Below are 24,954 nucleotides of genomic sequence, written 5' to 3'. Positions count from 1 at the left end.
ACCGCGCTGCCCCCACCACGGAAGGCGCGCTGAACCACCGCACCGGGAGATCCCCGTGAATCACCTTCAGGACAAGGTCGTCGTCCTCACCGGCGCCTCCTCAGGCATCGGCGCCGTCAGCGCCAAGGCCCTCGCCGCCCGAGGCGCCAAGATCGTTGCCGCCGCCCGCGGCCAGGAAGACCTCGACCAGCTGGTCGCCGACATCGAGAAGGCCGGCGGCACCGCCACCGCCCGGCTCACCGACGTCACCGACGCCGCGGACATGCAGGCGCTGGCCGACTTCACCCTCGACGCCTACGGGCGTATCGACATCCTCGTCAACAACGCCGGCCTGATGCTCTTCTCGTACTGGAAGGACCTCGCACTCGACGACTGGCACAGGATGCTCGACGTGAACATCCGCGGCTACCTCAACGGTGTCCACGCCGTCCTGCCCGTGATGCTCCGCCAGAAGTCCGGCCACATCCTCAACATGGACTCGGTGGCCGGGCACCAGGTCGGAGAGGGCGCCGGTGTCTACAGCGCGACGAAGTTCTTCGTGCAGGCCATGACCGAGTCGATGCGCAAGGAACTCGGCGTCCGCGAGGGCATCAAGGCTTCCACGATCAGCCCCGGCGTCATCGACACCGGCTGGGCCGACAAGGTCACCGACCCCGCCGGACGCAAGGCCGCCCGGGAGCTCAACGCCATCGCGATCAGCGCCGAAGCCATCGCCGACGCCGTCGTCTACGCACTCGACCAGCCCGCCGACGTCACCGTCAACGACCTCATCGTCTCCCCCACCCGCCAGAACTGGTAGAACCCCGGGCCCCGACCGGGGCCCCCTGCACCGGCGGGACGACCCACATCGGGCCAACCGGCAGTCAACCGCACGGGGCGCCGACCGCGCAGCCGGCCGGCGCCCCCTGTCTGCGCCCTGCTCGCCTGAAACTCCCGCAAGAACCCCTCGTGGTCCCTGTCCGGTTTCACTGTCACGCCTTGCGCCCTCGCGATGACCGATCCCTGAACGAGCGCGGTACTCGGGAATCGGTGCCGATCGGGCGTCCGGGTCGCCTCCGGCGACCATTTCCGATCTTGCTCCCGGCCAGGGCCGTTCGCGAGAGGGGTGACGGCGCGGACCACTCCTTCGGGTGGGAGCGGGCTCCACGTGCGACATCCGGGTGTGGTGACGCCAGCGTCGACCAGGCGAAAGCAGTCCACGGTGAAGCTGGAGGGCGGCTATTCGACCCATTCCGCCGACAGGGGTGGCGCGTCCCGCTGGCGACGGCCAAGGCAATCTACCAAGACCGGTACTGGAAGCCGCTTCGCCTGGAAGCCATCGCCGAGGTGTCACAGCCGATCGCCATGAAGCTGTTCGACACCGGCGTCAACATGGGCATCGGAAGGGCGGCAAAGTTCCTGCAGCGCACCCTCAACGCGCTGAACCGCCCCTCAGGCGCGGGTGCGGGTGAGGAAGTCGGCGATCAGCGGGGCGATTTCGGGCAAGTGGTCCTCCAGGGCGAAGTGGCCGGTGTCGAACAGGTGGAGTTCGGCGTCCGGCAGGTCGGCGAGGTAGGCACGCGCGCCGGGCTCGGGGAAGAACGGGTCGCGGCTGCCCCAGGTGATCAGGGTCGGCGGCCGGTGCTTGCGCAGCCATGCCTGCCAGTCGGGGTAGGCGGCGATGTTGCTCTTGTAGTCGTAGGCCAGCGCGCGCTGTGCGTCCTTGCGGCCGGGCTGGTCGAGGAAGTGCTGGTCGAGCAGCCAGCCCTCGGGGGCGATCAGTTCGGGGTCGGTGGTGCCGCCCTCGTACTGGGCGCGGGTGGCGTCCGGGGTGAACAGGTCGAGGACGGCCTGGTCGGCGCCGGGGGTGTCGGGGGTGAGGGCGGTGAACTCGCGGGCCGCCTTCGACAGTCCCTCGGCGTATGCGTTGCCGTTCTGCACGATCAGGCCCGCGACACGATCCGGGCGGCGCAGTGCCAGGCGGAAGCCGACGGGGGCGCCGAAGTCGAAGAGGTACATCGCGAAACGGGTCAGGCCCAGGCGGTCGGTGAAGCCCTCGACGACATCCGCGAGCCGCTCGAAGGAGTAGGTGAACCCCTCCGGGACGCGGGTGTGTCCGAAGCCCGGGTAGTCGGGGGCGATCAGCCGGTAGTGGCGGCCCAGGGTGTCGATGAGGCGACGGAACTGGTGCGAGGCGGAGGGAAAGCCGTGCAGGAGCAGCACCGCCGGGGCGTCGGGGCGCTCGGGCAGGGACTCGCGGTAGAAGACCTCCACCTGGTCGACCTTCACGAACCGGTGGACGGTCCGGGCCGGAACAGCGATGCGGGGCGGTGTCGCTGACGTCATGTCACATGCCTCCTTGGCACAAAGATGCATTAGACCTAACCTCGTTGCGGCTAACGCGTCAAGTGCGCGATGTAGCATTAGGGCATGGCTGACAGTGCACCGCTGACCGGTGAGGCCCTGGCCCTGGACCTGGTCAACACCCGCCCGATGGGCGCCCACGGGCGCGTGGATCTGCTCGCCACCGCGCGGCAGCTGTCCCACTGGCTGGCCCTGGAGGGCGATCGCCTGCAGGCAGAGGTCGGGGACAGCGCACCGACCCGGGCCGACCTCGCCCCCCTGCACGCCGTCCGGGCACACACGGAAGCCGCCGTCCGCGCACTGCTGGACCAGACCGAACCGCCCCGCTCCGCCCTGCGCGGACTCACCGAGGCCCAGCGCGCGGCACCATCGGTCCGCGAACTCGGCTGGGACGGCACCGCCTTCACCGCCGTCTCCCGCCGTACGGGACCCCTCGGCACCCGCCTCGCCGCACTGCTGGCCGAGGCCGCCGCCGAGATGCTCAGCGGCCCCGCGAGCGGCAGGCTCAAAGAATGCGAGGCCGACGACTGCGTCATGGTGTTCCTGCCGTCACACCCCCGCCGCCGCTGGTGCTCCCCCGCCCGCTGTGGCAACCGGACCCGCGTCGCCCGCTACTACCGGCGCCACAGCCCCGCCGACACGTCCCGCACCGAGCAAAACAGCGCCCGCTGACGCCCGCTCACGACAGGAGAGCCCCCGTCCGTCACCACGGCCGGCACGAGCACATGAGCGACATCCTCCGAGCCGTCATCGAACTCCTCTCCCACCAACAGACCGCGGACCGCCACCCCGGGAAGCAATCCGCACATGTGAACCCAGCAGTGGAACCGCGGCCCACAGGCAGTCAGGTCTGCTCGGTCATCCCTCTTCGTCCGACCGGAAACGTGGCCGGCCGTCCGCGGCCCGTGCCATGGGTTGCCATGGCGGGGCCAGGATGTCCCGGACCAGCGCGTCGATGGAGGCGACCTGCTCCTCGTCCAGATAGTCCCGGAATCCGCCGACGACACCGCGCCGCGTCTTGTACGACTCCGGGTCGCCGGGGACGGACGGCCGCAGCTTCTCCGAGCGCAGGGTGTCGTCGCGTTCCATGGCCCGCATCGCGTCGAACCGGGCGTACTCCGCCGCCACCCGCAGCATCGCCGGTTCCGTGGCCCCGGGCAGGCCGCAGAACTCCAGGACGCGGGCGAGTTCGCCGGTGGTGTCCGCGCTCAGGCGCTCGTAGGAAGAAAGCATGAAGGCGGCCGGTGTGTGTTGCTGGGCCTGCCAGATGTTCCAGAATTCCAGGCAGGTGCGTACGCTTCCGACGTCCTCGGACAGGAATTCATCGAGGGTCCCGGCGTAGGGGTTTCCCTCCCGCCGCGTCCGCTGGAAATAGTGGGACACGGCCACGTCCCGGATGTCCCGGACCAGCAGTACGACCTTGCGGTCCCGGTAGAACCCCTTGTCCGACGTCAATTCGCCGGGTGCCCGCCACGCCACCCGGTCGTCGTGCCAGAAGACGATCCGGGGAACACCGGGGTCGGCTGCGGTGAAATGTGTCAGGTCCAGGTCCCGGCACAGCTCCATCGGAAGGCGGTGGGCTTCCGAGATGGCGCGGGCCAGCAGAACCCGCAGCCAGGTACGGCCGCATTTGGGGAACGAGACAATGTAGACCTCCCCGTCCGCATCAACTGTCGGAGAACTCCGGTGTGCAGGCGCCGCGTTGTCACGAGTCACAGCTCGGCATTGTCTCCGGCTCCCCGGCCGGTGACAACAGGGCATCGAAGGGCCGGGAGGACATCGGTCCACGCCGCCGAGGGCTGCCCCCTCCTCTCGCAGGGCGCCCGCCACGGACCTCCGTGGTGACGATCAGGATGACGATCAGGACAGCTTCGTCCGGCGAATTGCGTGGAGGCGGGTCATCACGGCATCCGACCCATTCCTCACCCGCGCACCCCTGTCACATCCACCACAGGGAGCAATTCTTTCCGGACGAACTTCGGCGCTTTTCTGCGTGGTGGCACGAAAGCCTGGAATTTTCGACGATGGCGCTTTTGCGGCGGCTTCCCGAAGCCCTTTCTTCGGCGTGGCGTCCGTTGGGTAGCCCCATGTCCGACCGGCGGCGAGAGCCGTCCATTCGTCACGGATGAACCCATCGAAGGAGTGATCCCATGGAGCAGCCGGAGATCGAGCAGGTCACCGAGGAACTTCCGGAGTTCGGCCTGATGATCGACATCCCCAGCGAGGACTGAGGCACTCGACCCGTCCGCGTATCAGCACCGGGTGCGTGGTGGTTCGTCCGCCACGCACCTCCGCGACCGAACAACGACGGAGGCCGGAACGTGCTTGTGACCCCTGACGCCGTGGCCGCCCGCCGCGCCGAGGACGCCCTCTGGCACGCCACCGACGCGGTGCTGCGCAGGACGGGAGCGGGCGGGTCCGCACCGTCCCGGCATCCCGCCCGCAAGGCCGCCGCCCATCGGGCCGGCGCGGAACCGCCGCCGCTGACCGCACCACCGGAGCGCACGGCCTCGGCCGGCGAGGCGCCGGCAACCGTTCCCCCGCCCCGTAAGGCCGCCGGCCGCTGGGCGGTCGATCTCGCCGACCCGGCACCCCACCTCGCCGCGGCGGTCGGCCGGGCACTCGCCTCGCTCCCACAGGGGCGGGAACCGAAGTCGGGTACGGAGGGGCCGGGCGCCGTCGTCCGGGCCTGGGAGACCGAGCAGGCCGCCGTACTGGCCGAGACCGCCGAGCGGCTGGATGAGGTGTGGCCCGCGATGCTGGCCGAACTGCGGGAAGGTGTACGGCAGATCGCCCTGCTGGCCGGGCACGCCATCGACGGTTTCACCGACTTCACCACGCACGGCGCCGTGTTCGTCAACGCGACCCGCCTGACCGTGGGGCGCACCGGCCTGCCCGGCTGGGTCCGGCTGGCCGACGCCCTGGTCCACGAAGGCACCCACACCCGGTGCAACGCCGCTGCCTTCAGTACCCCCTTCCTCGTGCCCGCCACGGGTTCGGGCGCCTCCGTCATGACCCCGCTGCGGCCGGACCCCCGGCCGCTGACCGGGCTCTTCCAGCAGACGGTGGTCCTGGTCCGTCAGACGGTCCTGTACCGGCTGATCCACCAGCAGGCGCCGCTGTCGGACCTGCAGCGGGTGGCCGTATCCGAGCGCCGGGCCCGGCTGCTGGAGAAGACGTTCCAGGGCGTCGACACACTCGGCCGCCACCGCACCGCCCTCACCCCCGCCGGCGAGGCCGTGCGCGCCGGGGCTGCCGACATGCTGGCGGCGGAGGCCGCGCGGGAAGAAGCGCGTACGGGGCGGCTGTCGGGAGGCCGTGCGTGAGCGTCTCCACACCGACGGCCTGGGCCCCGGAGGTCTTCGCTCCGTGGCCGCACACCCCGGGCGCGCTGCTGGCCCGCGTGGCCGCCCGGTCGACGGCCTTCGACGCGACCGGCGCCGGGGGCGGCGCCTCTGTCCTGATCGGCAGCGCCGCGGGCACGACCGCCGCCGATGTCGGGCGGCGCGCTCGCGGCGAACTGATGGAACGTATGGGCAACGTGTTCGCCGGACGGGCCGCTGAAGCCGAGGCCGAGGCGGCAGCCGGAGCGGGCGGCGCACGGCCGCCGGCGGCGGGCGTCGGTGGGGTGCGAACCTGCGACTGGTTCGCGCTGCGCCGCGACGGCGTCCCTGCCGCCGATCCCGCAGATCCCGCAACCGGTCCTGTCGACGGGGCCAACCGCGGTGTCCCGGCACGCGGGGTGCGGCAGCTCTGGTGCCGGGGCCGGGCAGCAGGCTCCTGTGAGGACATCTGGGTACCGGCGGGCGCCGCGTTCCTCCAGCACCGCCCGCCTCCGGGCTGCGCGGCCACCCACCGGGCCGGGTCGACCGGTGTCGCCGCCCACCGGGACCCGGACGCGGCGGCAGCGCACGCCGCCTGGGAGATCCTGGAACGCGACCTGGTACGCCGCAGCTGGTACGACCCGCTCCGCCACCCGCCCGTGCCGTTCGACGCCCGCGGCGCGCTGCCGCCCGGTGCGAGCGAACTGCGGGCCCTGCTCCATCGCGAGGGCCTGGAGGCCACCGCGCTCGCCCTCCCCGCCCCCACGGGAGCCGAGGCCGTCGCCGTCTGTGTGCACGGGCCGGATCGCACACGCCAGACGTTCGGAGCCCGCTGCGGGCCCGCCCACGACCTTCAGGAGACTGTGGAACGGGCCTGCTGGGAGGCGCTGATGGTCCGCTGGAGCATGAGCGCACCGGTCGCCGTCCGCGCCTGGGACCGTCTGTCACGCACCGGGGACCCGCGCACCGGGCTGGACCACGCCCTGTGGACGTTCCACGCCCAGGACGCGCTGACGCACTGGGCCGGCCCGGCCACCGCGCTGCGCGCCCCTCCTGCCCCGGCCTCGCGGCCCGCCCGAGACCCAGGTCCGGTCGCGCTGCTGGCCGCGCACACCGGGCGCGAGGTGATCGTCGTCGACCGCTGCGCGGGCCCTCCGGCGGACGAGGGCCTGACCGTCGTCCGGCTGATCGCCCCGGGAGCCTCTCCCCTGCCGGCCCGCCCCGTACCCGGCCAACTCCCGCACCCGTTCGGCTGATCACCCCGGCAAGGTCCGTACGCAACAGCTCCGCCGCGTCCCCGGCCGGCCACGTCCACCGCTCCGTGCCCTGTCCGCTCCTGCACCGGGAGGACCTCATGTCCGCGCTCCCGCACGACACGTCGGCACAGCCCTCGTACGCCGCGCTGTTCGCCGACCGGTACGACGACTGGTTCGCCGCGTCGACCACGGACTCCACCGTCGGCTTCCTGGCGGCTCTCGCCAAGGAAGGGCCGCCCGGCCCCCTGCTCGAACTGGGCAGCGGCACCGGCCGGGTGGTCCTGCCCCTGGCCGCGCTGGGTCTGACCGTCGAAGGGCTCGACGCCTCCCCCGAGATGACCGCCCAGCTGCACGCCAAGCCCGGCGGCGACGCGATCAGGGTGACGCTCGGCGACTTCGCCGCGCCCCCGGACCCCACGGACACCGGGCGGTACGCGCTCGTCTACGCGGCCGGGGGCACCTTCGCCGAGCTCGACACCCAAGAGGCCCAGCGCCGCTGTCTCGCCTCCGCCGCCCGGCGGCTGAGGCCCGGCGGGCATTTCGTGCTCGACGCGCATCTGCCCGAGGCGCTCGCCACCCTCGGCAGCGGCACCCAGCCGGTGGACACCCCTGGTGGGGGCTTCGTGCTCCGCACCCGCACGCTGCACCCCGCCCGCCAGCAGTACACCTCCGACTACGCGGTGCTCGACGACGGCCGGATGCGCCACGTACGCGTCTCCTTCCGCTACTTCTCCCCCGGAGAGCTCGACTTGCTGGCGGAGCTGGCGGGCCTGCGGTTGGTACGGCGTACCGGCGGCTGGTCGGGACGACCGCTGACCGACTCCTGCACCCACCACGTCTCCGTGTACGAGCTGCCCGCATGACCGCCGCGAGCGCGTCGCGCGACCCCGGGCGCTACATCGCGGACAACCACCGGCTCTGGCAGCAGTGGACGCCGCTCAAGGCCGCTTCCGACGACTACGACCTCGACGGTTTCCGTGCGGGCGGCAACCGGATGCGGCCGCTGGAGCGGGACGAGGTGGGCCCCGTCGAGGGCAGGTCCCTGCTCCATCTGCAGTGCCACGTCGGCCTCGACACCCTGTCCTGGGCCCGGCTCGGCGCCCGCGTCACCGGGGTGGACTTCTCCTCCCGCGCCGTGGAGATCGCCACCGGACTGGCCGCCGACGTCGCTCCCGGCGCCCGCTTCGTCGAAGCCGACGTCCTGACCCTGCCGGACGTCCTCACCGGCAGCTACGACATCGTCTACACCTCCAACGGGGCCCTGGGCTGGCTCCCCGATCTGCGTACCTGGGCCCGCGTCGTCGCGCACTTCCTCGCCCCCGGCGGCTTCCTCTACCTCTTCGAGTTCCACCCGTCCGCCTGGATGCTCGACACCGCCGTTAAGGACCCCGAACTACGCCTTCGCTACTCCTACTTCGGCGAGCCCGCTCCTCTGGCCTTCGAGTACCGCAGCCCCACCTCCGTACCCGAGGCCCGCATCCCGGACGTGGAGTACGTCTGGGGGCACACCATGGGCGATCTGATCACCGCCCTTGCCGACGCCGGGCTGCGGGTGGACTTCCTGCACGAATGGCCTTTCGTGGGCTGGCGCCTGCTGCCGTTCATGGAACGCGACCCGGACGGCTGGTGGAGGCTGCCCGGCACGCTGCCGGCGATGCCGCTGTCGTTCTCGCTGCGCGCCTCCAAGCCCGCCGGGCCCAGCCGCCCGTGACACCGCCACCGCCACCCACCGCCCGGAGGACCGTCGCATGCGCATCGCCTACCTGCACTCCGGCAGCATCCCGTCGGTCTACGCCAACGGCGTCCACGTCATGCGCATGTGCGACGCGCTGGCCGACGCCGGGCACGACGTGCGCCTCTACGCCCTGCGCGGCGAGATGACCTCCGACGACGTCCACGCCTACTACGGCACCCGTAACCGTTTCCCCGTACAAACCTTCCCGATGCCCCGGCTGCCGCTGCTCGGCCCCTGGCTGCGCGCCTGGGGGGTGCGCCGCGCGATCCGTCGCGACGGTGTGCCCGACGCGGTGTACGGCCGCGACCTGCGCGCACTCGTGGCCGCCGGCGGCCTGGCGCCAAGCGTCTACGAAACCCACCTGCTGTGGGACAGCCGCCGGGAGCGGGCGGTCGAACGCCTGCTGCTGCGCAGCCGGTCCTTGCGCGGTGTCGTGTTCGTCTCGCAGGCGCTCGCCGACGACTACGCGCGCGCCTTCCCCGCGCTCCGCGCCGCCGGCGGACCGGCCCGGGTCACCGCGTCCGACTGCGCCGACCCGCCCCCGCCCGGACCGGAAGCCGATCTCCCAGGGCGGCCGGGCGCGCTCAGGATCGGTTACGTCGGCCATCTGTACCCCGGCCGCGGCACCGACATCATCCTGGCGCTCGCCGACCGGATGCCGGAGGCCGACTTCCACGTCGTCGGCGGCACCGAGGCCGACCTGGAGCACTGGAGACAACGCACCCACCAGCCCCACCTGTACTTCCACGGCCACCATCCGCCCGCCGAACTCCACCCCTACTACCGGGCGTTCGACATCGTGCTGGCCCCCTACCAGCAGCGCGTGGCCTGCGCGCAGGGCGTCGGGGACATCAGCCGCTGGGTCTCGCCCATGAAGCTGTTCGAGTACATGTCCCACGGGCTGCCCGTGGTGGCCTCCGACCTGCCCGTGCTGCGCGAGGTCATGGCCGACGGCGTCAACTGCCTCCTCGTGCCACCCGGCGACATCGACGCGTGGGAACGGGCGATCCGCCGGCTCGCCGCCGACCCCGACCTCCGGGCGACTCTGGGGGCTGAAGCCCGCCGCCAGTTACTGACCACGTACACCTGGCGGCACCGCGCCGACCGCGTGCTGGCCCCGTTCGCCGGGCCGCGCACGGCCGCCGAACCGGCCGCCCGTCAGGGGAGGCGCTGATGCGCGCGCTGGTCACCGGCGCGGCCGGTTTCATCGGATCCCATCTGTGCGAGCACCTGCTGGCGGCCGGCGACGTCGTCGTGGGCGTCGACTCCCTCACCGATCACTACGACCCGGCGGTCAAACGCCGCAATCTGCAAACCGCCCTGAACAACCCCCGCTTCACCTTCCGCCACACGGACCTGCTGAGTACCGACCCGGCCGGGCTTCTCGCCGGCGCGGACGTCGTGTACCACCTGGCGGGCCAGCCGGGCGTCCGGCCGTCCTGGGGAGACCACTTCGCCCTCTACAGCAACCGCAACGTGCTCGCCACACAGCGCCTGCTGGAGGCCGCGCACGCCCACCCGCCCGCCAAGTTCGTGTACGCGTCCAGCTCCTCCGTCTACGGAGACGCGCTCGGCCGCCCCACCCCGGAGACCGCGCACCCGCGGCCGGTCTCCCCGTACGGAGTCACCAAGCTCGCCGGCGAGCACCTCTGCGAGCTGTACCGCACGGTGCACGGGCTGCCGACGGTCGCGCTGCGCCTGTTCACGGTCTACGGGCCGCGCCAGCGGCCCGACATGGCGCTGGCCCGCCTGCTCTCCGCGGCGAGCGGAGGGCAGGCGTTCCGGCTCTACGGCGACGGCCGGCAGACCCGCGACTTCACGTACGTCTCCGATGTCGTGGCCGCGATGCGCGCCGCGGCCCGCAGCCCGTTCACCGGCGTCGCCAACATCGGCGGCGGCAGCCCGGTCTCCATGAACATGGCCGTCGGCGCCTTCGAACGTCTCGTCGGACCGGTGCTGTTGTCCCGTCACCCGGCCGCCCCGGGCGATGCCCGGCACACCGGCGCCGACATCGGCCGGGCCCGCGCCGCCTTCGGATTCCGACCCCGCGTCGAGTTCATGGACGGTCTGGCGGCCATGGCACGGGCGGCCGACCCGGCCTTCGCCCCGGCGCCGGGCCGGACCGCCGTCCCGGTAGGCGCACCACCCGTATACCCGCCGGACAGGCGCAGTCGCGCGCGGACAGGAGACGACCGGTGAACCCGCCTTCCTCCCGCCCTCCGGGGCCCGCCCCCGTCCGGTCCGCCGCGCTGCACAGGGTGCAGCTCACCCCTGCCGGGTTTCCCGTCGCGCTGCGGAGGGTGCTCGCCGGGGACCTCGTCGTCCTCGCCGGTGGGCTCCGTCACCTCGGCCATCTGCCCGACATCGAACGGCTCGCCCGCGCGGCAGCGGCCCACCGGTTGCCGGGCAGCCCGGCCGTGGACGCGCCCCTGGACGAGCTGCACCGGTACGCCGACACCCCCGCGATCGAGGCGATCCGTACCGACCTGGAAACCCGGCTGCGCCCGCTGGGGCGACGCCTGCTGCACGACGTGACGGCCGCCCTCACACCGCGCGATACCCTCCCCTACCTCAGCGAGCACCTCGGCATCCGCATCATGCCGCCGCTCGGTACAGTCACCGATCCCTCCGAATTCGCCTCACGCGAGGGCTTCCTGACGCCTCGTGACGCCCACGTCGATTCCTGGTTCAACACAGCCCTGAACTCCGTCAATCTCTGGATGGCCGTCACCCCCGTACAGCGCGGCAACGGCCTGATCCTCTATCCGGACGCCCTCCGCCGCCCCCTCCGCCACGACGGCCACACCCTGCTTCCCGGGCAGCACACGGGCGACCCGGTTGATCTCGCCCTCGACCCCGGCGACATCCTCCTGTTCGCCGGTGACCACCTGCATGCCTCGCAGCCCAACACCACCGACGCCACCCGGTTCGTCCTGACCAAACGCTTCTCGGCCGGGCCTCCCCGCTACCCCAGGCAGGCCACCGGGTGGGTCCCCTACCTCGACCAGCGGCTGCTCAGCACCCCCCTCGCCCCGCTGGCCCCGCTGCGCTCCCGGCTGACGCCCGCCGGCCTGCGGCACGCGCTGCGAGGCCTCCGATGAGCGCCGGGGAGCCTCCCGGCCGCAAAGTCTTCGGCATCGGCCTCTCGCGCACCGGCACCCAGTCACTGACCGCCGCCCTGCACGTCCTGGGGCACAACGTCGTCCACTACCCGGCGGACGAGGACACGTATCGGACGCTGCTGCGCGGTGACGCGCGCTTCCCGCTGCTCACCCGCCACGACGGGATCACCGACATCACGACCGTCCCCTACGTCGCCCAGCTCGACCGGGCGTGGCCAGACGCGAAATTCGTCCTCACCGTCCGCGACGAGGACCTGTGGCTGCGCTCCTGCGCCCGCCACTGGAGCCGCCCACCACACCGCAAGACCGAGTACGGGGAGCGCTACCTCTCTCTGCAGCTCTTCCTGCGGGCCGCGGTCTACGGCTGCCACACGTTCGACGAGGACCGCTTCCGGCACGTCCACCGCCGTCATCTGGCCGAGGTCCGCGCCCTGTTCGCCGGCCGTCCGGGCTCGCTGCTGATCCTCGATCCCTCCTCCCCCGACCCCTACGCCCGTCTGGCCGCATTCCTGGGCCGCCCGGTCCCGAAAACGCCATATCCGCACGAGGGCCGCTGGCCCGCCTGATGTGGGGTTACGGCGGTCCGTGACAAGGCCGGCGGCATCCCCTTTTCCGCCGCCGTGTTCAAGTCCGCCCGGCTCGCCTCAGCGGAGCGAGCGGAAGGTCGTCCGGATCTCATCAGTGAGGACCGCGGGCTGCTCCAGGGCTGCGAAATGCCCGCCGCGGTCCAGCTGGCGGTAGTGGAGGACGTTGGCGTACCGCCGTTCGATCCACCGTCGAGAAGCCTGGATGGCCTCGCGGGGGAAGACGCTGAATCCGGCCGGCACTTGGTTCGGCTCGGAAGGGGTGGGCGCCTCTTGCCGTGCTTCCCAGTACAGGCGTGCTGAGGAGGCACCGGCGTTGGGCAGCCAATACATCATGATGTCGTCCAGAATCTCGTCGCAGTCGATGACCGATTCGGGATCGGCGTCGCTGTCCGTGACGTCCTGGAAGAGTGTGTAGATCCATGCGGCCAGCCCGGCAGGCGAGTCGGCGAGCGAGTAGCCGATGGTCTGCGGCCTGGTGGACTGCTCCTTGAAATAGCCGTCCAGCCGTGCCTGGTAGTTCTGCGCTGCGGCCAGCATGCGCTGCTCGTCCGGTGTCGCCTCGCTGATCTCCCTGGCGGTGGGGAACACCATCGGCAAGTTGACGTGCATGCCGAGGAAACCCTCGGGTGCCTTGCGGCTGATTGCCTCCACGACGGCCGATCCCCAGTCGCCCCCCTGTGCGACCCACTCGCTGTAGCCCAGACGCTCCATGAGCGTGACCCAGGCGTCGGCGATCCGGGGGATTCCCCAGCCGGCCTCGGTGGGCTTGTCGGAGAAGCCGAAGCCGGGCATCGAGGGAATGACGACATGGAAGGCGTCCTCGGCCCGGCCGCCGTGTGCGACGGGGTCGGTCAACGGTCCGATCAGGTGCCGGAATTCGAGGATCGAACCGGGCCAGCCATGGCAGAGCAGGAGCCCGAGCGCCGAGGGTTCGGGCGAGCGCACGTGCAGGAAGTGCACGCCGACGCCGTCGAGGCCGGTACGGAACGACCCGAGATCGTTGATCTCCTTCTCGCAACGCCGCCAGTCATAGTCGTTGGCCCAGTGGTCGCACAGCGCGCGGATCTGCTCCAGCCGAGGGCCCTGGTCCGGGGCGGTTTCGCGGTCTGGCCAGCGTGTGTCCGCGAGGCGGCGGACGAGGCGGTCGAGTTCCCGGGCGTCCACTGCGACGCGGAAGGGCTCGACACTCATGGGCTGGGGTGACATGCGACATCTCCCTGGACGGGGGGCGGGGCTCCACCGTAACGCTAAAGTGGAATAGAAATTCAACTTGAGAAGCATTTTTCCACTTGTTACGGTGTGCGCATGACAGAACGCCCCCTGCGCCGCGACGCCGAGCGCAACCGCCGGCTCCTGCTGGAGACAGCACATGCACTGATGGCGCGTGACGGCCTGGAGGTGACGTACGAGGAGATCGCCACCGCGGCCGGCACCGGCATGGGCACCGTCTACCGTCGGTTCCCCGATCGGCAGGAGCTCGTGGACATCTTGTTCGCCGAGCACATCGACGCCGTTGTCGAGATCGCCCGGCAGGCGTGCCAGTCCGACGACCCCTGGAGCGGACTCACCTGGTTCATGGAGCGGCAGCTCGAACTGGAGGCAGGCAACCGTGGCCTCGGCCAGCTGTTGCGCGGCGGTCATCAGTCGTCCGAACTCGTGATCCGGGGGCGCGCTCAGATCACGCCACTCGCGGCGGATCTGCTCGAGCGGGCGATCCAGGCCGGCCAGCTACCGGCCACGGTCGTGCCCGCCGACTTGGTCACGATCCACCTCATGGTCGGTGCGGTGATGGATACCGCCCGGCACATCGACCCAGAGCTGTGGCGACGCGCCCTGACCGTGGCACTCGCCGGGCTCCAGCATGCCGAGCTGCCCGCCAGGCAACCGGACGAAGAACTCATCGATCGCCTTTTCGGCGTCCCCGCCACACCGCGAGACAAGAAAGCCACCAATGAACCTGCCGAATGACCTGGTCGATGTCCTGCACACGCCGGCCCTCTGCTTCCTGACCACCCTCATGCCCGACGGATCCCCGCAGATCACCCAGACCTGGGTCGACACCGACGGCAGCAACATCCTCATCAACACGGTGACCACGCACCAGAAGACGAAGAACATCGCCCGCGACCCACGCGTCGCCGTCGCCATCGCCGACCCGAGCGCGCCGGCCCGCTACTGGGCAGCCCGTGGCATGGTCGCATCGTCCACGACGCAGGGCGCCGAGGAGCACATCGACAAGCTGGCACACAAGTATCTGGGGCGCCCCTACCCACAGTTCGGCGGCCAACAGCAGGAACGCGTTCTGCTGACGATCAGCGTCGACACGTTGCACACCCCTCGCCGCTGACCAGGGGCACGGCGCCGAATACGGACGCAGCGGCGCTGAGGGCCGACTGGACGACCGGATCGTGGCCGCCGCCGTCTCCACGCACCCGCTCACGATGCTGCGCTGGCGGCCCACGAGCTTTGGGGAGTTGCCCGTGCGGGCTCACGGCGGCTGGTGGGGGTCTTCTCCCTCTGCCCGGCGCCCAGACCGGGAGCTCGACCAGCTCCGCCCCGTGGTCCGGTGAGCTCCTCGACCGGTTCGTCGCCCATCGGTGCCGCCGGGACAGCTGACTGGTCGTCAGCGGCAGGAGCGGCGACGCGGGCGCCCACGTCGTGCTACCTCGGGCGCGGCCTGCCTGCTGAAACCCGCGAGGGGCCTCACGTCGAACCGAGCAAGGAAAAGCAGCCATCACACCAACCCCCGGGTGGGCCGACGAACCCGGTCAGGGCTGGACGTAGCCGCGTCGTCGAATCGTTTCCGCGGCCCGCGAAAGACACCATTGCCTTCGCTCTTCGCTGCAACCATAGGATGCTCCGCAGGCGTCGCACAGATCGTCCGCAGGAGCGGGGGTCCGGAGGTTCGGCCGGGGCGGAGGGGGAAGCCAGGGTATGGCGCAGGCCGCACAGGGCGGGCCGGTGGTGATCGGCGGATATCGGATCGTCGCACCGCTCGGGGAGGGCGGTATGGGGCGGGTGCGTCTGGCGCGTTCCGTGTCCGGGCGGCTCGCCGCCGTCAAGACGGTGCACGAACACCTCGCGGCGGAGCCGGAGTTCAGGGAGCGGTTCCGCAGGGAGACGGCGGCCGCGCGTGCCGTCGTCGGGCCTTTCACCGCGGCGGTCCTCGATGCCGACCCGGATGCCGCGGAGCCGTGGCTGGCCACGGAGTTCTGCGCGGGGCCCGATCTCACGGCGGCAGTCGTCGCACACGGGCCACTTGGCTGCGCCGAACTCGCCTCATTGGGCGCGGCACTCGCGGAGGCGCTGACCGGGGTGCACGCGGCGGGGCTCACGCACCGTGACCTGAAGCCGTCGAACATCCTCATCGGCCGGGACGGCCCGAAGGTCCTCGACTTCGGCATCGCGAAGAGCGCGGCCGAAGAGAGCCTGACCGCCGCCGACGAGGCGATCGGCTCGCCCGGCTTCATCGCCCCGGAGCAACTGGCCCGTGACGGTAGGCCGGGCCCCGCGGCCGACGTGTTCGCCCTCGGCGCGGTCCTCACCCTGGCGGCCACGGGCCGCGCCCCGTTCGGTATGGGCGGCGCGCCCGCGGTTCTGTACCGCACGCTGCACGACAAGCCCGACCTGGAGGGCCTGCCGGACTCCTCCTGGCGCACGTTCCTCGGCCGCTGCCTCGCCCGCGAACCGGGGGACCGGCCGCCGGTCGGGGAGATCCTCACCTGGTGCGGAGCGCGGGCCGCCGACGTGCCGTGGTGGGAGCGGGAACCGGTGTCGGGGATGGTGCGCCGCCAGGAGGACGCGGTCGCGGAGCTGGTCGCGGGCGCGGAGGAAGCAGAAGGGGAGAGGGCGGCGGCGAGCCCGCCGCCGCCCGCCGACAGGGCTGACGCTCCGCCGCTGAAACCGCCCGCCACCAGGACTGACGCACCGCCACCGCAACGGTCCGCCGCCAAGACCGATGCACTGCCACCCGACACCACCAGCCGGCCCCCGCGCGAGCCCCGGTCCGGTGCGCGGCCGGCCCGCCCCGCTCCCGCGTCCCGTCGGCGCCTGCTCGCCTGGGCCGGTACCGCGCTCGCCACGGCGGGAGTCGCCACCGCCACGGGGATCGTTTTGAACCAGGCAGACGGCGGCGGCGCCGGCGAGCCGTCCGACGCGCGGCGGAGGCGACTGCCGCGGGGACGGCTGCGGTGGAAGACCGGCATCGGCGAAATCACGTATGGGGGCTCGATGGTGCGCGAGGGCGACGATCTGTACGTCATCGACAATGCCGCCGCCATGCGGTTGGACGCGGTCACCAGCACCCTGCGCTGGGAGTACCCGGCTGAGGACCTGCGGAGCGTGGACGCCCGCGGTGACCTGGTCTACGTCCTGCGTGAACCGCTCTTCCACGCCGAGCTCGTGGCCCTGCACAGGGCCACGGGCCGCAAGGCCTGGGATTCTGGCCTGCTGTCCCGAAACCCGCACCGCCCTCGGCCCACGTTCGACGCCGAGCCGAGTGAACTGGAGGGGAACGAGGCGCAGTTCATCATGGCCGACGAGGTCGTCTGTCTGCTGACCTACGCCGCGTACGGCACCGCTCGGGCCCGCCGGAGCGCCTGGGGCCGCAAGTGGCGGGCGTACGCCTTCGACTCCCGTACGGGAAAGCCGCGCTGGTTCCATGAAGGGAGTGCGGGCGAGGTGATCGGTGCCGATCAGGCGGGCGGACGCATCGCCCTGGCCGTCTCCGCGAACCCGGGAATACCCGGCACGGACGCCTACCCGCAGGACGAGTCGCTGATCGTCCTGCGGGCTTCGAACGGCACAGTGGAGACGGAGATCGAGGGCGGCGCGCGGCGCCCGCAGGTTCATCCCGGCGCGAAGGGGACCCGCTACTACGTGCAAGGGGAGGCGATCCAAGCCGTCGACCTGGCCACCGGCCGCGTCCGCTGGACCCGTTCCGTGGACGCCGGCTCGCTCATCACCACGACCGCCGCGGACGGCCTGGTGTTCGCCTCGACGACGGACGGCGTCCGAGCGTATGAGGCGGTATCGGGCACGGTTCGCTGGACCCGCGAGGGTGTCCGCGTCCTGGGGGACACTCCGCTTGTCGCCGACGGCCTGCTGTACGTCGCCGGTCCGGAACCCGGCGGCTCGGGCGAGCCCACCTGGGGGCTGCACGCCCTGGCCGCGGCCACGGGTGTGCCGCAGTGGGCCCTGGCCCTGGACGCCGTCACGAACGTAGACATCGCCACCGCGAGCGGCGGCCTGGTTCACCTGTGCGCGGACGGCACGCTGTACGCGATCAGTGGCCCGGAGCGGACATGACACCACCACCCGGCGGCGCCGCCCGTACGCCCACACCTAGCAGCAGCCCCCGCCCCGCACCGCCGTGACGCCAACACTCCCGGCGAGATGAGCGCAGCGCCGCCCGAACCCCCGACCCCGCCCCGCACCCCGGAGCACTCATGAGCGCAGCAGCCCCCGGCCCCACACCCCCCGCGTTGCCCGGAACCCCTCTCCTGGCCGGTGACCCGGCGGCGCTCGGCGGGCATCGGATCATGCGGCGGCTCGGTTCCGGGGGGATGGGACAGGTCTATCTCGGGCGCAGTCCCGGGGGGCGGCTCGTCGCGGTGAAGACCGTGCACGAACACCTCGCCACCGACGAGCACTTCAGGGAGCGGTTCCGTCGGGAGGCCACCGCCGCGCGGGCCGTGACCGGGGCGTACACCGCCGCCGTGCTCGATGCCGACCCGGACTCCTCGGTGCCGTGGCTCGCCACTGCCTTCCTGCCCGGCGTGACGCTGCGTCAGGCGCGGGCCGCCGGAGCGCTGTTCGACGCCGGTGTCACGCTGTCGCTCGGGGCCTATCTGGCCGAGGCCCTGACCAGTATCCACGCGGCCCGCATCGTGCACCGTGACCTCAAGCCGTCGAACGTCCTGCTCACCGGCGAGGGCCCCCGCGTCATCGACTTCGGCATCGCGCGCGCCGCGAATGACCGGGTGCTCACCGAGGCGGGGGCGATGATCGGCACCCCCGGGTTCATGGCCCCAGAGCAGATCAACGGAGCCCACGTCGGGCCGCCCGCGGACGTGTTCGCGCTCGGCGCGGTCCTTGCCTTCGCCGCCCGCGGAGAGCACCCCTTCGGCTCCGGGCCCGTGGCGGTGCTGCTCTACCGCGCCACACACGAGGAGCCCGACCTCACCGGCGTACCGACGGACGGCGGGCTGCGTGATCTCGTCGCGCAGTGCCTGCGCAAGGACCCGGCCGCTCGGCCCTCCGTGGCCGACGTCCTCGCACGGACCTCCGATCCCGCCGCTCCCCTGTGGTGGCGCGACGAGCCACTCCAATCCCTGATCACCCCCGCCCCGGCGCACACGGAACCCACCAGGAGCGAACCCGCACCCGCACCCACGCGGCCCGCCCCTACCCGCCCCGCTCCTACCCGGCCCACTCCCCTGGACCGCGCCGCCGCCCTCCGTTCCGAGCGCCGCCAGACCCTCACCCGCCGCTCCCTCCTGTCCCTCACCGGTGCCGGCTTCGCCGGGCTCCTCGGCTACGGGATCTCGCACTCGTCGCCGGGCGAGGGCAGGGAGGGGGACGACGAGGACGCCGGGCTCCGCGTCGAGCAGGGATCCTCGCGGCCGGGCAAGGTCCGGTGGACGTTGCGCACCGACGGCGGCGCGCTCAAGGGCACCCTGCTCAGCGGGTCCACCGTGCTCGTACACGGGACCAGGCCCTACGCCGACACGCAGGGACTGATCCGCGCCGCCGACGCGCGCACCGGCACCCGACGCTGGCAGACGCCCAGCGCCACCACCGACGCGCCCCAGCCCCTGTGGGGTGTCATCGACGGCTCACTCATCGCGCCCGGAATCATCGGCCAGGTACGGGACGTGACCGACGGCGACCCGTGGAAACCACAGGACGCCCCTGGACATGAGCTCCGGTGGTTCGTCGTCGCCGCCCGGCGTCTGGTGACCCTCAGCAGCGGGGAGGACGGCGGAACCCAGCAGGCGCTGCGCTCCCGCGTGTTGCCCTCGGGCGGCTCCCCCTGGACCCTCGACAAAGGTGTCGCGGACTGGCACAAGCCCGCCGTCTCCGGCCCCGCGCTGTTCCTCGCGCCCACACCCTCGCCGCTCGGCGGCCCACCGCTCTGCCTCGATGCCACCACCAGACGAACGCTGTGGACGTACCAAGGACTGGCCGACGACGAGCAGGTTCTCACCGCTCCCATCTCCCTGGGCGCCGACCGGTTCGGCCTCCTCACCGAGGACGCCGAACTGCACGTCGTCCACGCACGCGACGGCCGTCGGCTGCACCGGGCGGACATGAAGGTCGCCGCCGGCCGCGGCAGCACCGCGCTCGGCCACGTCCCCGCCGGCCGCACGCACCCCGCGACCGGGCTCCTGCTCGCCGGCGGCGCCGGACGGCTCATCGGCTTCGACCCCGCGGACGGCGCGGCCCGCTGGAGCGTCCCCAGCGCCGGGCTCGACGCCGGGTGGCGGCGGTTGCCCGGCGGTGGGCACGGCCCCGTCACCGCCGACGGCGCCCTGCTGCACTGGGCCAACGACACGACCCTGCAAGCGATCGACCTGCGCCGCGGCACGAGCCTGTGGCTCGCGACGTTCGACACCACCGCCCAGGTACCACCGGTGATCGCGGGCGGCACCGTCTACGCCACCGCGGGCGGCGTGTGTCGCGCGCTGAGCCTGCGCGGCGGGAAGCTGATCGAGGAATGGCCCCTCGACGGCGTGATCACCGACCTCGCCGCCGACTCCTTTGGCTGGTACGCGCGCATCGACGACGAATCCGTGCGTGCGGTCAACGCCGCGACGGGCCCTGACCGCGCCGGCGCCGCCACGGCCCGGTGACCGCCAGCAGGATGCCGGACGACTGGATGCCGGAAAAACCGGCCCGAGGACGGGCCCGACCGCCACCGGCCGGACCCGGACCCATCGCACTGACCGCACCGTCGGCAACCCACCGAACGCGAACCGGAACGCCGGGGTGCCCTCTGGCCCGGGCAGATGCAGGTGCCCTGGAATGCAGAGTTGAGACGCCACCTTCCCAAAGGGCGCATTCTGTCGTGTGCGAGGGGCTATAGACGCGACGGAGCACAGAGGCGCGAACTGGGTGCGTCAGAGTCGTCGACGCCTCGCACTCCCCCAGCCGCGCCCAAATTGGCCATCTTGCGCTGAGCGGACGCCTCCCGCCCGTGCTTCGCCTTGCCGGCCCGCGTTCCGGCGCGGGCATCCGGTCACAAGGTGAGGGCGTCCCTGCGCTGCGGAAACTCGGACAGCGCACTGCTGGGCGACCCAGTGCGTGGCCTGCTGTTATGTGTCTCCACGTCGCGCTCACATCTTCTTCACTGACCTGAGCATGACTTTTTCGCCAACGTCGCCACGGCGTGGCGCACTTGACAGTACGTCATGATCGTTTGGTGTTACGATCTCGGGCACATGCCACGTGGACTTTTTCCTCGGCTTGGCTACAGCCAGGGGGCTCTCCGGGTGGTGAAGGCTGCCCACGCCGAGGGTCCGCATGGACAGATCCGAGAGCTGGACTCCAGCCGCTCAAAGAGAGTCACATGACAATTTTGCAGGATCCGACGGTCTGGGCGCTTGCTGCCGGCGTCCCTGTCGCCACCATGGTGGTCGTTCGCCAGCGAAAAACGGCTGAGTCGTTGCGCCGTCAGAAGCGGGGACTTGAAAGCGAACTGACCGCACTCCAGGGCAGCCACGCTGACCTCCAGACCACCATCGCAGAGCTCCGCAGGGGCTACGACGAGGTGGTCCGACAGGCAAAGGAAGAGGCGGAGAACGCCACCAATACCGTACTGAAGTCTGCGATGCAGACCCTTCAGGGCCTCGCGGCGGAACAGCAGCGGGCCATCTCCGGGCTGCAGAAGAAGTACGGCGATTCGGCCGTGCTGCGGGATCTTCTGGACGTCGACCACATGAACTCGCAGTTCAACCGGCGTGCACAGTCCATTGCCGTGCTCTGCGGCGGGTGGCTCGGCCGGCAGCGGGACGCGGCATCCATCTACGACGTGATCCGCGCAGCTCAGGGCCGTATTCGGCACTACCAGCGCATCGACATCGCCTCGCGGGTGGACATCGCGGTGACCAGCCGCGCCGTCGAGCCGGTCGCGCTGACGGTGGCCGAACTGCTCGACAACGCCACCAGCTACTCGGCGCCGTCCTCCATGGTCGACGTCGAAGTGCGGACGGTGCCCAAGGGCATGTGCATCGTGATCGACGATGCAGGCGTCGGGATGAGCGAGGAAGAGAAGACGGCCGCCACAGCCCTGCTGTCCAGTGGGTCCGCGGTGAGCGTCTCCGAACTCGGCAATCCTCCCGCGTTCGGTTTCGCGGTGATCGGTGCGCTGTGCGCGCGCTTCGGGTTCACGGTCACCATCGACAGCACTTCTCCCTACGGCGGCGTCCGAGCGGTGGTGATGGTGCCGAAGGAGTTGCTGACCGACATGCCGGAACCCGCGAGGCCCGCCGCAACGCAAGGAGCCAACGCGGGCACAGGGGACAGCGGTTCGGCTCCCGCGACGACAGCGGGCGACCTGCCCCGGCGACAGAACAAGCGCCGCGCCATGGCACTCGTGCCGGACAACCAGCCCGAGGAAGCGACCGCGCCGCCGGCCCGGTCGGCGGAGGCACGGGTGGCGGCCATGGGCGCATTCCAGCGCGGCACTCTCAGCGGCCGAAGTGCGGGGGTACCGGCCGCCGAACGCGACACTCCTGCCGATACACACGAAGGATTCGATGCCCCGTGAGCGACGACCTGTCCTGGATGCTCGAGGACGCGCTGGCGATCCCCCATGCCCTGCACGCGGTCCTGATCTCTGCTGACGGCCTGCAGATGTCCCGCACCGCGGAGATCGGCCGGGACGACGCCGACAAGGTGGCCGCCGCCGTGAGCGGACTGCAGTCGCTCAGCCGGTCCGTCGGCTTCTTCTGTGGCGACGACGGCACGACCTGGCGCCAGACGCTCATCGAGTTCGACGGTGGCTGGGTGTTCCTGAATGCCGCGGGAGGTGGCTCCTACCTCGCCGTGGCGGCGTCCGCCGAGGTCGACATGGGAGACATCACGTATCGCATGCAGCAACTGGTCAGCCGACTGGGCAAGGCCATGTCGACCGCCCGCCGCACCGACACGGTCACCTCATGACGCATCCGGACCGTACCGAGCCCGAGCTCGTGTCCGAGGCCGGAGAATTAGTCCGGCCCTATGTCATCACCCGTGGGCGTGACCTGCTCGACGAGGGCGCGTTCGCCCTCATCACTCTCGTCACGACATCCACCGACGATCAGCAGCGCCCCCAGCGGCTCTCGCCCGAGGAGCAGCAGATCCTGGAGATGTGCTCCAGCGGCTACCTCTCGGTCGCTGAGATCGCCGCCCATTCCCAGCTGCCTCTGGGTGTCGTCAAGGTGCTGCTCAGTTCCCTCGCCGAGGGGGGCTACCTGGTCACCCGTGCGCCGGTGCCCTCGGCTCGTCTCGCCAACAAGGCCTTGCTTCAGGAGGTGCTCGATGGTCTCAAGGCTCTCTCTGTCTGAAGACGCCTACGTGCGCAGCGGTGCGCAGCAGACTGCGGTGAAAATCCTGGTCGTCGGGCACTTCGCCGTCGGCAAGACCACTCTGATCGGCTCGCTCTCCGAGATCGCGCCGCTGTCCACCGAGGAGCAGATGACAAGCCTCTCGGAGAGAGTCGACGACCTCAAGGGAGTTCAGGGGAAGACCACGACTACGGTCGCCCTGGACTTCGGTCGCCTGACCCTCAGCGAGCGCATCGTGCTGTATCTGTTCGGGTCACCGGGCCAGCAGCGGTTCGTCAATCTGTGGGACGACATGGCCCGCGGAGCGCTGGGCGCCCTGGTCCTGGTGGACCCCGAGCGACTGGCCGACAGTTTCGAGGTCATGGATCTGGTCGAGAGCTACGGCCTCGACTTCGCCGTGGCCCTCAACCAGTTCGACGGCAGCGCGGTACACACCCCCGAAGCAGTCCGGGAGGCGCTCGACCTGCTGCCCGACACCCCGGTCGTCACCATCGACGCGCGCGACAAAGCGTCGTCCGTCAACGCCCTGATCACCATGGTCCGCTATCTGCAAAAGCGCGCCGCCCTGGAGCACGCATGACAACCCCTCCCGTACCCCCGCCCGGCTGCCCCGCACACGGCAGCGGGCAGCGCATATCCCTGGACACCCCGGAGTTCGCCGCCAACCCGCACGCGTACTACCGTTACATGCACCAGCTCGGCCCCACGGCGCCGGTCACCATCGCGCCCGGCGTGGAGGCGACCCTGGTGACCGACTACAACGCGGCTCTTGAGCTGTTGCAGGACCCCACCACCTTCCGCAAGGACGCGCGCCGCTGGCGTGCGCTGAACGAGGGCCTCATCCGCCCCGACAGCCCGGTCCTGCCGTTGCTGGCCTACCGGCCGAACTGCATGTTCACCGACGGCGCCGAGCACGTACGACTGCGGCAGGCCATCACCGAGAGCTTCGCCCGCGTCAGCAACAGCCGGCTGAGCCGCATCGTCAACCAGGCCGCCCAGTTCCTCATCAACCAGTTCAGCGCTCGCGGCAGTGCCGACCTGCTCAGGGACTACGCGCAACAGCTCCCCCTGTACGTCTTCAACGAACTCTTCGGCTGCCCGGCGGAGATCGGCGACCGGGTCCTGTTCGGCATCTCCGGCATGTTCGACGGCGTCAATGCCGAGCAGGCCAGCCAGGTCCTGCTCCAGGCGGTCGGCGAGCTGGTGGCACTCAAGCGCGTCCATCCCGGGGAGGACATCACGTCCTACCTGATGCAGCACCCGGCACAGCTGACCGACGAGGAACTGGCGCACACGCTGGTGCTGCTCCTCGGCGCGGGCGGCGAGCCGGAAGGCAACCTCATCGGCAACGCCTTCTACACGATGCTGACCGTTGAGGAGTACGCCCGCAACGGACAGTTCGACAAGGCCCTGGATGACACCCTGTGGCGCAACGCGCCCATGTCCAACTACGCGCCGCACTACCCGGTCTCCGACACAGACGTGGCCGGCGACAAGGTCCGCGCCGGTGAGCTGGTCCTGGTGTCCTTCGGTGCCGCCAACACGGCACTCGCGGACCAGGGGGCCGACACCCGCGGTCATCTGGCCTGGAGCGCGGGCCCGCACGCCTGCCCGTCCAAGGAACCGGCCAGGCTCATCGCCCTGACCGGCCTGGAGGCTCTGTTCAACGCGCTGCCGGACGTGGAACTCGCGGTCCCCGCGGACAGCCTCGCCTGGCGACCCGGCCCCTTCAACCGGGCTCTGGCCAGCCTGCCCGTCCGCTTCGGGGCGGTCACCCCGCGCCCCGCGGCCGCGCCTGCGCCGACGGCCGCGTCCCCCCGCCACCAGGCGCACCCACCCCAGGCGCCCACGCCCGCGCCCGCGGAGCCTCAGGCCACCGGCAAGCCGGCGCGCTGGAGCAGCTTCGTGAGGTGGCTGACGGGCCAGTAGCCAGTACACCCCCTGTGATGCAGACGACACAGGCAGTTGTTGTAGCCTGCATGAAAGATCAACTGCTGGGGTAGGACAGCGCGGAGTGTCTGGAGTGACACGAGATGAA

22 protein-coding genes and 1 pseudogene are annotated in these 24,954 nt (G+C 71.3%); 20 read left to right on the top strand and 3 right to left on the bottom strand.

The window, feature by feature from the left end; all coding sequences use genetic code 11:
- The first annotated feature begins 55 nt into the window (after nt 1-55).
- Nucleotides 56-799, top strand: coding sequence for an SDR family oxidoreductase (locus IE226_RS38300; protein ID WP_190086134.1), 744 nt, complete (start codon nt 56-58; stop codon nt 797-799).
- A 149-nt stretch (nt 800-948) separates the two neighbouring features.
- A pseudogene (locus tag IE226_RS45310) lies at nt 949-1,365 on the top strand (glycosyl hydrolase 108 family protein); the annotation flags it as partial.
- Between the two features lie 66 nt (nt 1,366-1,431).
- On the opposite strand, the gene IE226_RS38290 reads toward IE226_RS45310, so the two are convergent.
- Nucleotides 1,432-2,325 (bottom strand): alpha/beta fold hydrolase, encoded by an 894-nt coding sequence (locus tag IE226_RS38290; RefSeq protein WP_190086133.1) that lies wholly within the window; start codon nt 2,323-2,325, stop codon nt 1,432-1,434.
- An 84-nt stretch (nt 2,326-2,409) separates the two neighbouring features.
- Here IE226_RS38290 and IE226_RS38285 point away from each other — a divergent pair, with 84 nt between their 5' ends.
- Nucleotides 2,410-3,015 (top strand): CGNR zinc finger domain-containing protein, encoded by a 606-nt coding sequence (locus IE226_RS38285; RefSeq protein WP_190086132.1) that lies wholly within the window; start codon nt 2,410-2,412, stop codon nt 3,013-3,015.
- Between the two features lie 186 nt (nt 3,016-3,201).
- Here the strand turns inward: IE226_RS38285 and IE226_RS38280 are convergent, their stop codons facing one another.
- The gene (locus IE226_RS38280) at nt 3,202-4,104 is read right to left on the bottom strand and encodes a sulfotransferase domain-containing protein (protein WP_373307103.1); all 903 of its coding nucleotides are present in this window, start codon (nt 4,102-4,104) and stop codon (nt 3,202-3,204) included.
- Between the two features lie 560 nt (nt 4,105-4,664).
- Here IE226_RS38280 and IE226_RS38275 point away from each other — a divergent pair.
- The 8 genes from IE226_RS38275 (at nt 4,665) to IE226_RS38240 (ending at nt 12,345) form a co-directional block, all read left to right on the top strand.
- The gene (locus IE226_RS38275; protein ID WP_190086130.1) at nt 4,665-5,669 is read left to right on the top strand and encodes an aKG-HExxH-type peptide beta-hydroxylase; all 1,005 of its coding nucleotides are present in this window, start codon (nt 4,665-4,667) and stop codon (nt 5,667-5,669) included.
- Nucleotides 5,666-6,922 (top strand): YcaO-like family protein, encoded by a 1,257-nt coding sequence (locus tag IE226_RS38270; RefSeq protein ID WP_190086129.1) that lies wholly within the window; start codon nt 5,666-5,668, stop codon nt 6,920-6,922. The genes IE226_RS38275 and IE226_RS38270 overlap by 4 nt, the downstream gene beginning before the upstream one ends.
- Before the next feature lie 98 nt (nt 6,923-7,020).
- Nucleotides 7,021-7,785, top strand: a complete 765-nt coding sequence (locus tag IE226_RS38265) for a class I SAM-dependent DNA methyltransferase (protein WP_190086128.1) — start codon at nt 7,021-7,023, stop codon at nt 7,783-7,785.
- Nucleotides 7,782-8,633, top strand: a complete 852-nt coding sequence (locus IE226_RS38260) for a class I SAM-dependent methyltransferase (protein ID WP_190086127.1) — start codon at nt 7,782-7,784, stop codon at nt 8,631-8,633. The genes IE226_RS38265 and IE226_RS38260 overlap by 4 nt, the downstream gene beginning before the upstream one ends.
- 37 nt (nt 8,634-8,670) lie before the next feature.
- Nucleotides 8,671-9,831 carry a glycosyltransferase family 4 protein gene (locus IE226_RS38255; protein WP_190086126.1) on the top strand — a complete coding sequence of 387 codons (1,161 nt, stop codon included), beginning with the start codon at nt 8,671-8,673 and terminating at the stop codon, nt 9,829-9,831.
- Nucleotides 9,831-10,856 carry an NAD-dependent epimerase/dehydratase family protein gene (locus IE226_RS38250; protein WP_229871810.1) on the top strand — a complete coding sequence of 342 codons (1,026 nt, stop codon included), beginning with the start codon at nt 9,831-9,833 and terminating at the stop codon, nt 10,854-10,856. Before IE226_RS38255 ends, IE226_RS38250 begins: the two co-directional genes overlap by 1 nt.
- Nucleotides 10,853-11,758: a phytanoyl-CoA dioxygenase family protein gene (locus tag IE226_RS38245; protein WP_190086125.1), complete on the top strand. Its 906-nt coding sequence runs from the start codon at nt 10,853-10,855 to the stop codon at nt 11,756-11,758. The genes IE226_RS38250 and IE226_RS38245 overlap by 4 nt, the downstream gene beginning before the upstream one ends.
- Nucleotides 11,755-12,345, top strand: a complete 591-nt coding sequence (locus IE226_RS38240; RefSeq protein WP_190086124.1) for a sulfotransferase family protein — start codon at nt 11,755-11,757, stop codon at nt 12,343-12,345. The genes IE226_RS38245 and IE226_RS38240 overlap by 4 nt, the downstream gene beginning before the upstream one ends.
- Nucleotides 12,346-12,423: 78 nt before the next feature.
- Here the strand turns inward: IE226_RS38240 and IE226_RS38235 are convergent, their stop codons facing one another.
- A complete protein-coding gene (locus IE226_RS38235; protein ID WP_229871809.1) occupies nt 12,424-13,572 on the bottom strand; it encodes an epoxide hydrolase family protein in 1,149 nt (382 codons plus the stop codon).
- A 99-nt stretch (nt 13,573-13,671) separates the two neighbouring features.
- On the opposite strand from IE226_RS38235, the gene IE226_RS38230 reads away from it, so the two are divergent.
- The 9 genes from IE226_RS38230 (at nt 13,672) to IE226_RS38190 (ending at nt 24,845) form a co-directional block, all read left to right on the top strand.
- Nucleotides 13,672-14,334, top strand: coding sequence for a TetR/AcrR family transcriptional regulator (locus tag IE226_RS38230; RefSeq protein ID WP_190086123.1), 663 nt, complete (start codon nt 13,672-13,674; stop codon nt 14,332-14,334).
- Entirely contained in the window at nt 14,318-14,713 is a 396-nt protein-coding gene (locus tag IE226_RS38225; protein ID WP_190086122.1) for a PPOX class F420-dependent oxidoreductase, read from the top strand. Before IE226_RS38230 ends, IE226_RS38225 begins: the two co-directional genes overlap by 17 nt.
- 587 nt (nt 14,714-15,300) lie before the next feature.
- Complete coding sequence (locus IE226_RS38220; RefSeq protein WP_190086121.1) at nt 15,301-17,673, top strand: protein kinase domain-containing protein; 2,373 nt, start codon at nt 15,301-15,303, stop codon at nt 17,671-17,673.
- A gap of 140 nt (nt 17,674-17,813) precedes the next feature.
- Nucleotides 17,814-20,219, top strand: a complete 2,406-nt coding sequence (locus tag IE226_RS45145; protein ID WP_308429588.1) for a serine/threonine-protein kinase — start codon at nt 17,814-17,816, stop codon at nt 20,217-20,219.
- Between the two features lie 716 nt (nt 20,220-20,935).
- Nucleotides 20,936-22,135, top strand: coding sequence for an ATP-binding protein (locus tag IE226_RS38210; RefSeq protein WP_190086120.1), 1,200 nt, complete (start codon nt 20,936-20,938; stop codon nt 22,133-22,135).
- A complete protein-coding gene (locus IE226_RS38205; RefSeq protein WP_190086119.1) occupies nt 22,132-22,530 on the top strand; it encodes a roadblock/LC7 domain-containing protein in 399 nt (132 codons plus the stop codon). Before IE226_RS38210 ends, IE226_RS38205 begins: the two co-directional genes overlap by 4 nt.
- Entirely contained in the window at nt 22,527-22,916 is a 390-nt protein-coding gene (locus IE226_RS38200; protein WP_190086118.1) for a DUF742 domain-containing protein, read from the top strand. Before IE226_RS38205 ends, IE226_RS38200 begins: the two co-directional genes overlap by 4 nt.
- Nucleotides 22,891-23,496, top strand: a complete 606-nt coding sequence (locus IE226_RS38195) for a GTP-binding protein (protein ID WP_160509866.1) — start codon at nt 22,891-22,893, stop codon at nt 23,494-23,496. The genes IE226_RS38200 and IE226_RS38195 overlap by 26 nt, the downstream gene beginning before the upstream one ends.
- Nucleotides 23,493-24,845 (top strand): cytochrome P450, encoded by a 1,353-nt coding sequence (locus IE226_RS38190; RefSeq protein WP_190086117.1) that lies wholly within the window; start codon nt 23,493-23,495, stop codon nt 24,843-24,845. The genes IE226_RS38195 and IE226_RS38190 overlap by 4 nt, the downstream gene beginning before the upstream one ends.
- The last annotated feature ends 109 nt before the right edge of the window (nt 24,846-24,954 follow it).

The organism is Streptomyces longisporoflavus (assembly GCF_014649775.1).
GTDB lineage: Bacteria > Actinomycetota > Actinomycetes > Streptomycetales > Streptomycetaceae > Streptomyces > Streptomyces longisporoflavus.
This window is presented reverse-complemented; position numbering and strand designations above follow the sequence as displayed.

What these genes read in the sequence shown, in the direction of transcription:
- IE226_RS38290 (WP_190086133.1), bottom strand. Translation starts at nt 2,325, where the DNA reads ATGACGTCAGCGACACCGCCCCGCATCGCTGTTCCGGCCCGGACCGTC.
- IE226_RS38285 (WP_190086132.1), top strand. Translation starts at nt 2,410, where the DNA reads ATGGCTGACAGTGCACCGCTGACCGGTGAGGCCCTGGCCCTGGACCTG.
- IE226_RS38280 (WP_373307103.1), bottom strand. Translation starts at nt 4,104, where the DNA reads ATGCCCTGTTGTCACCGGCCGGGGAGCCGGAGACAATGCCGAGCTGTG.
- IE226_RS38265 (WP_190086128.1), top strand. Translation starts at nt 7,021, where the DNA reads ATGTCCGCGCTCCCGCACGACACGTCGGCACAGCCCTCGTACGCCGCG.
- IE226_RS38260 (WP_190086127.1), top strand. Translation starts at nt 7,782, where the DNA reads ATGACCGCCGCGAGCGCGTCGCGCGACCCCGGGCGCTACATCGCGGAC.
- IE226_RS38255 (WP_190086126.1), top strand. Translation starts at nt 8,671, where the DNA reads ATGCGCATCGCCTACCTGCACTCCGGCAGCATCCCGTCGGTCTACGCC.
- IE226_RS38250 (WP_229871810.1), top strand. Translation starts at nt 9,831, where the DNA reads ATGCGCGCGCTGGTCACCGGCGCGGCCGGTTTCATCGGATCCCATCTG.
- IE226_RS38240 (WP_190086124.1), top strand. Translation starts at nt 11,755, where the DNA reads ATGAGCGCCGGGGAGCCTCCCGGCCGCAAAGTCTTCGGCATCGGCCTC.
- IE226_RS38235 (WP_229871809.1), bottom strand. Translation starts at nt 13,572, where the DNA reads ATGTCACCCCAGCCCATGAGTGTCGAGCCCTTCCGCGTCGCAGTGGAC.
- IE226_RS38230 (WP_190086123.1), top strand. Translation starts at nt 13,672, where the DNA reads ATGACAGAACGCCCCCTGCGCCGCGACGCCGAGCGCAACCGCCGGCTC.
- IE226_RS38225 (WP_190086122.1), top strand. Translation starts at nt 14,318, where the DNA reads ATGAACCTGCCGAATGACCTGGTCGATGTCCTGCACACGCCGGCCCTC.
- IE226_RS38220 (WP_190086121.1), top strand. Translation starts at nt 15,301, where the DNA reads ATGGCGCAGGCCGCACAGGGCGGGCCGGTGGTGATCGGCGGATATCGG.
- IE226_RS45145 (WP_308429588.1), top strand. Translation starts at nt 17,814, where the DNA reads ATGAGCGCAGCAGCCCCCGGCCCCACACCCCCCGCGTTGCCCGGAACC.
- IE226_RS38210 (WP_190086120.1), top strand. Translation starts at nt 20,936, where the DNA reads ATGACAATTTTGCAGGATCCGACGGTCTGGGCGCTTGCTGCCGGCGTC.
- IE226_RS38200 (WP_190086118.1), top strand. Translation starts at nt 22,527, where the DNA reads ATGACGCATCCGGACCGTACCGAGCCCGAGCTCGTGTCCGAGGCCGGA.
- IE226_RS38195 (WP_160509866.1), top strand. Translation starts at nt 22,891, where the DNA reads ATGGTCTCAAGGCTCTCTCTGTCTGAAGACGCCTACGTGCGCAGCGGT.
- IE226_RS38190 (WP_190086117.1), top strand. Translation starts at nt 23,493, where the DNA reads ATGACAACCCCTCCCGTACCCCCGCCCGGCTGCCCCGCACACGGCAGC.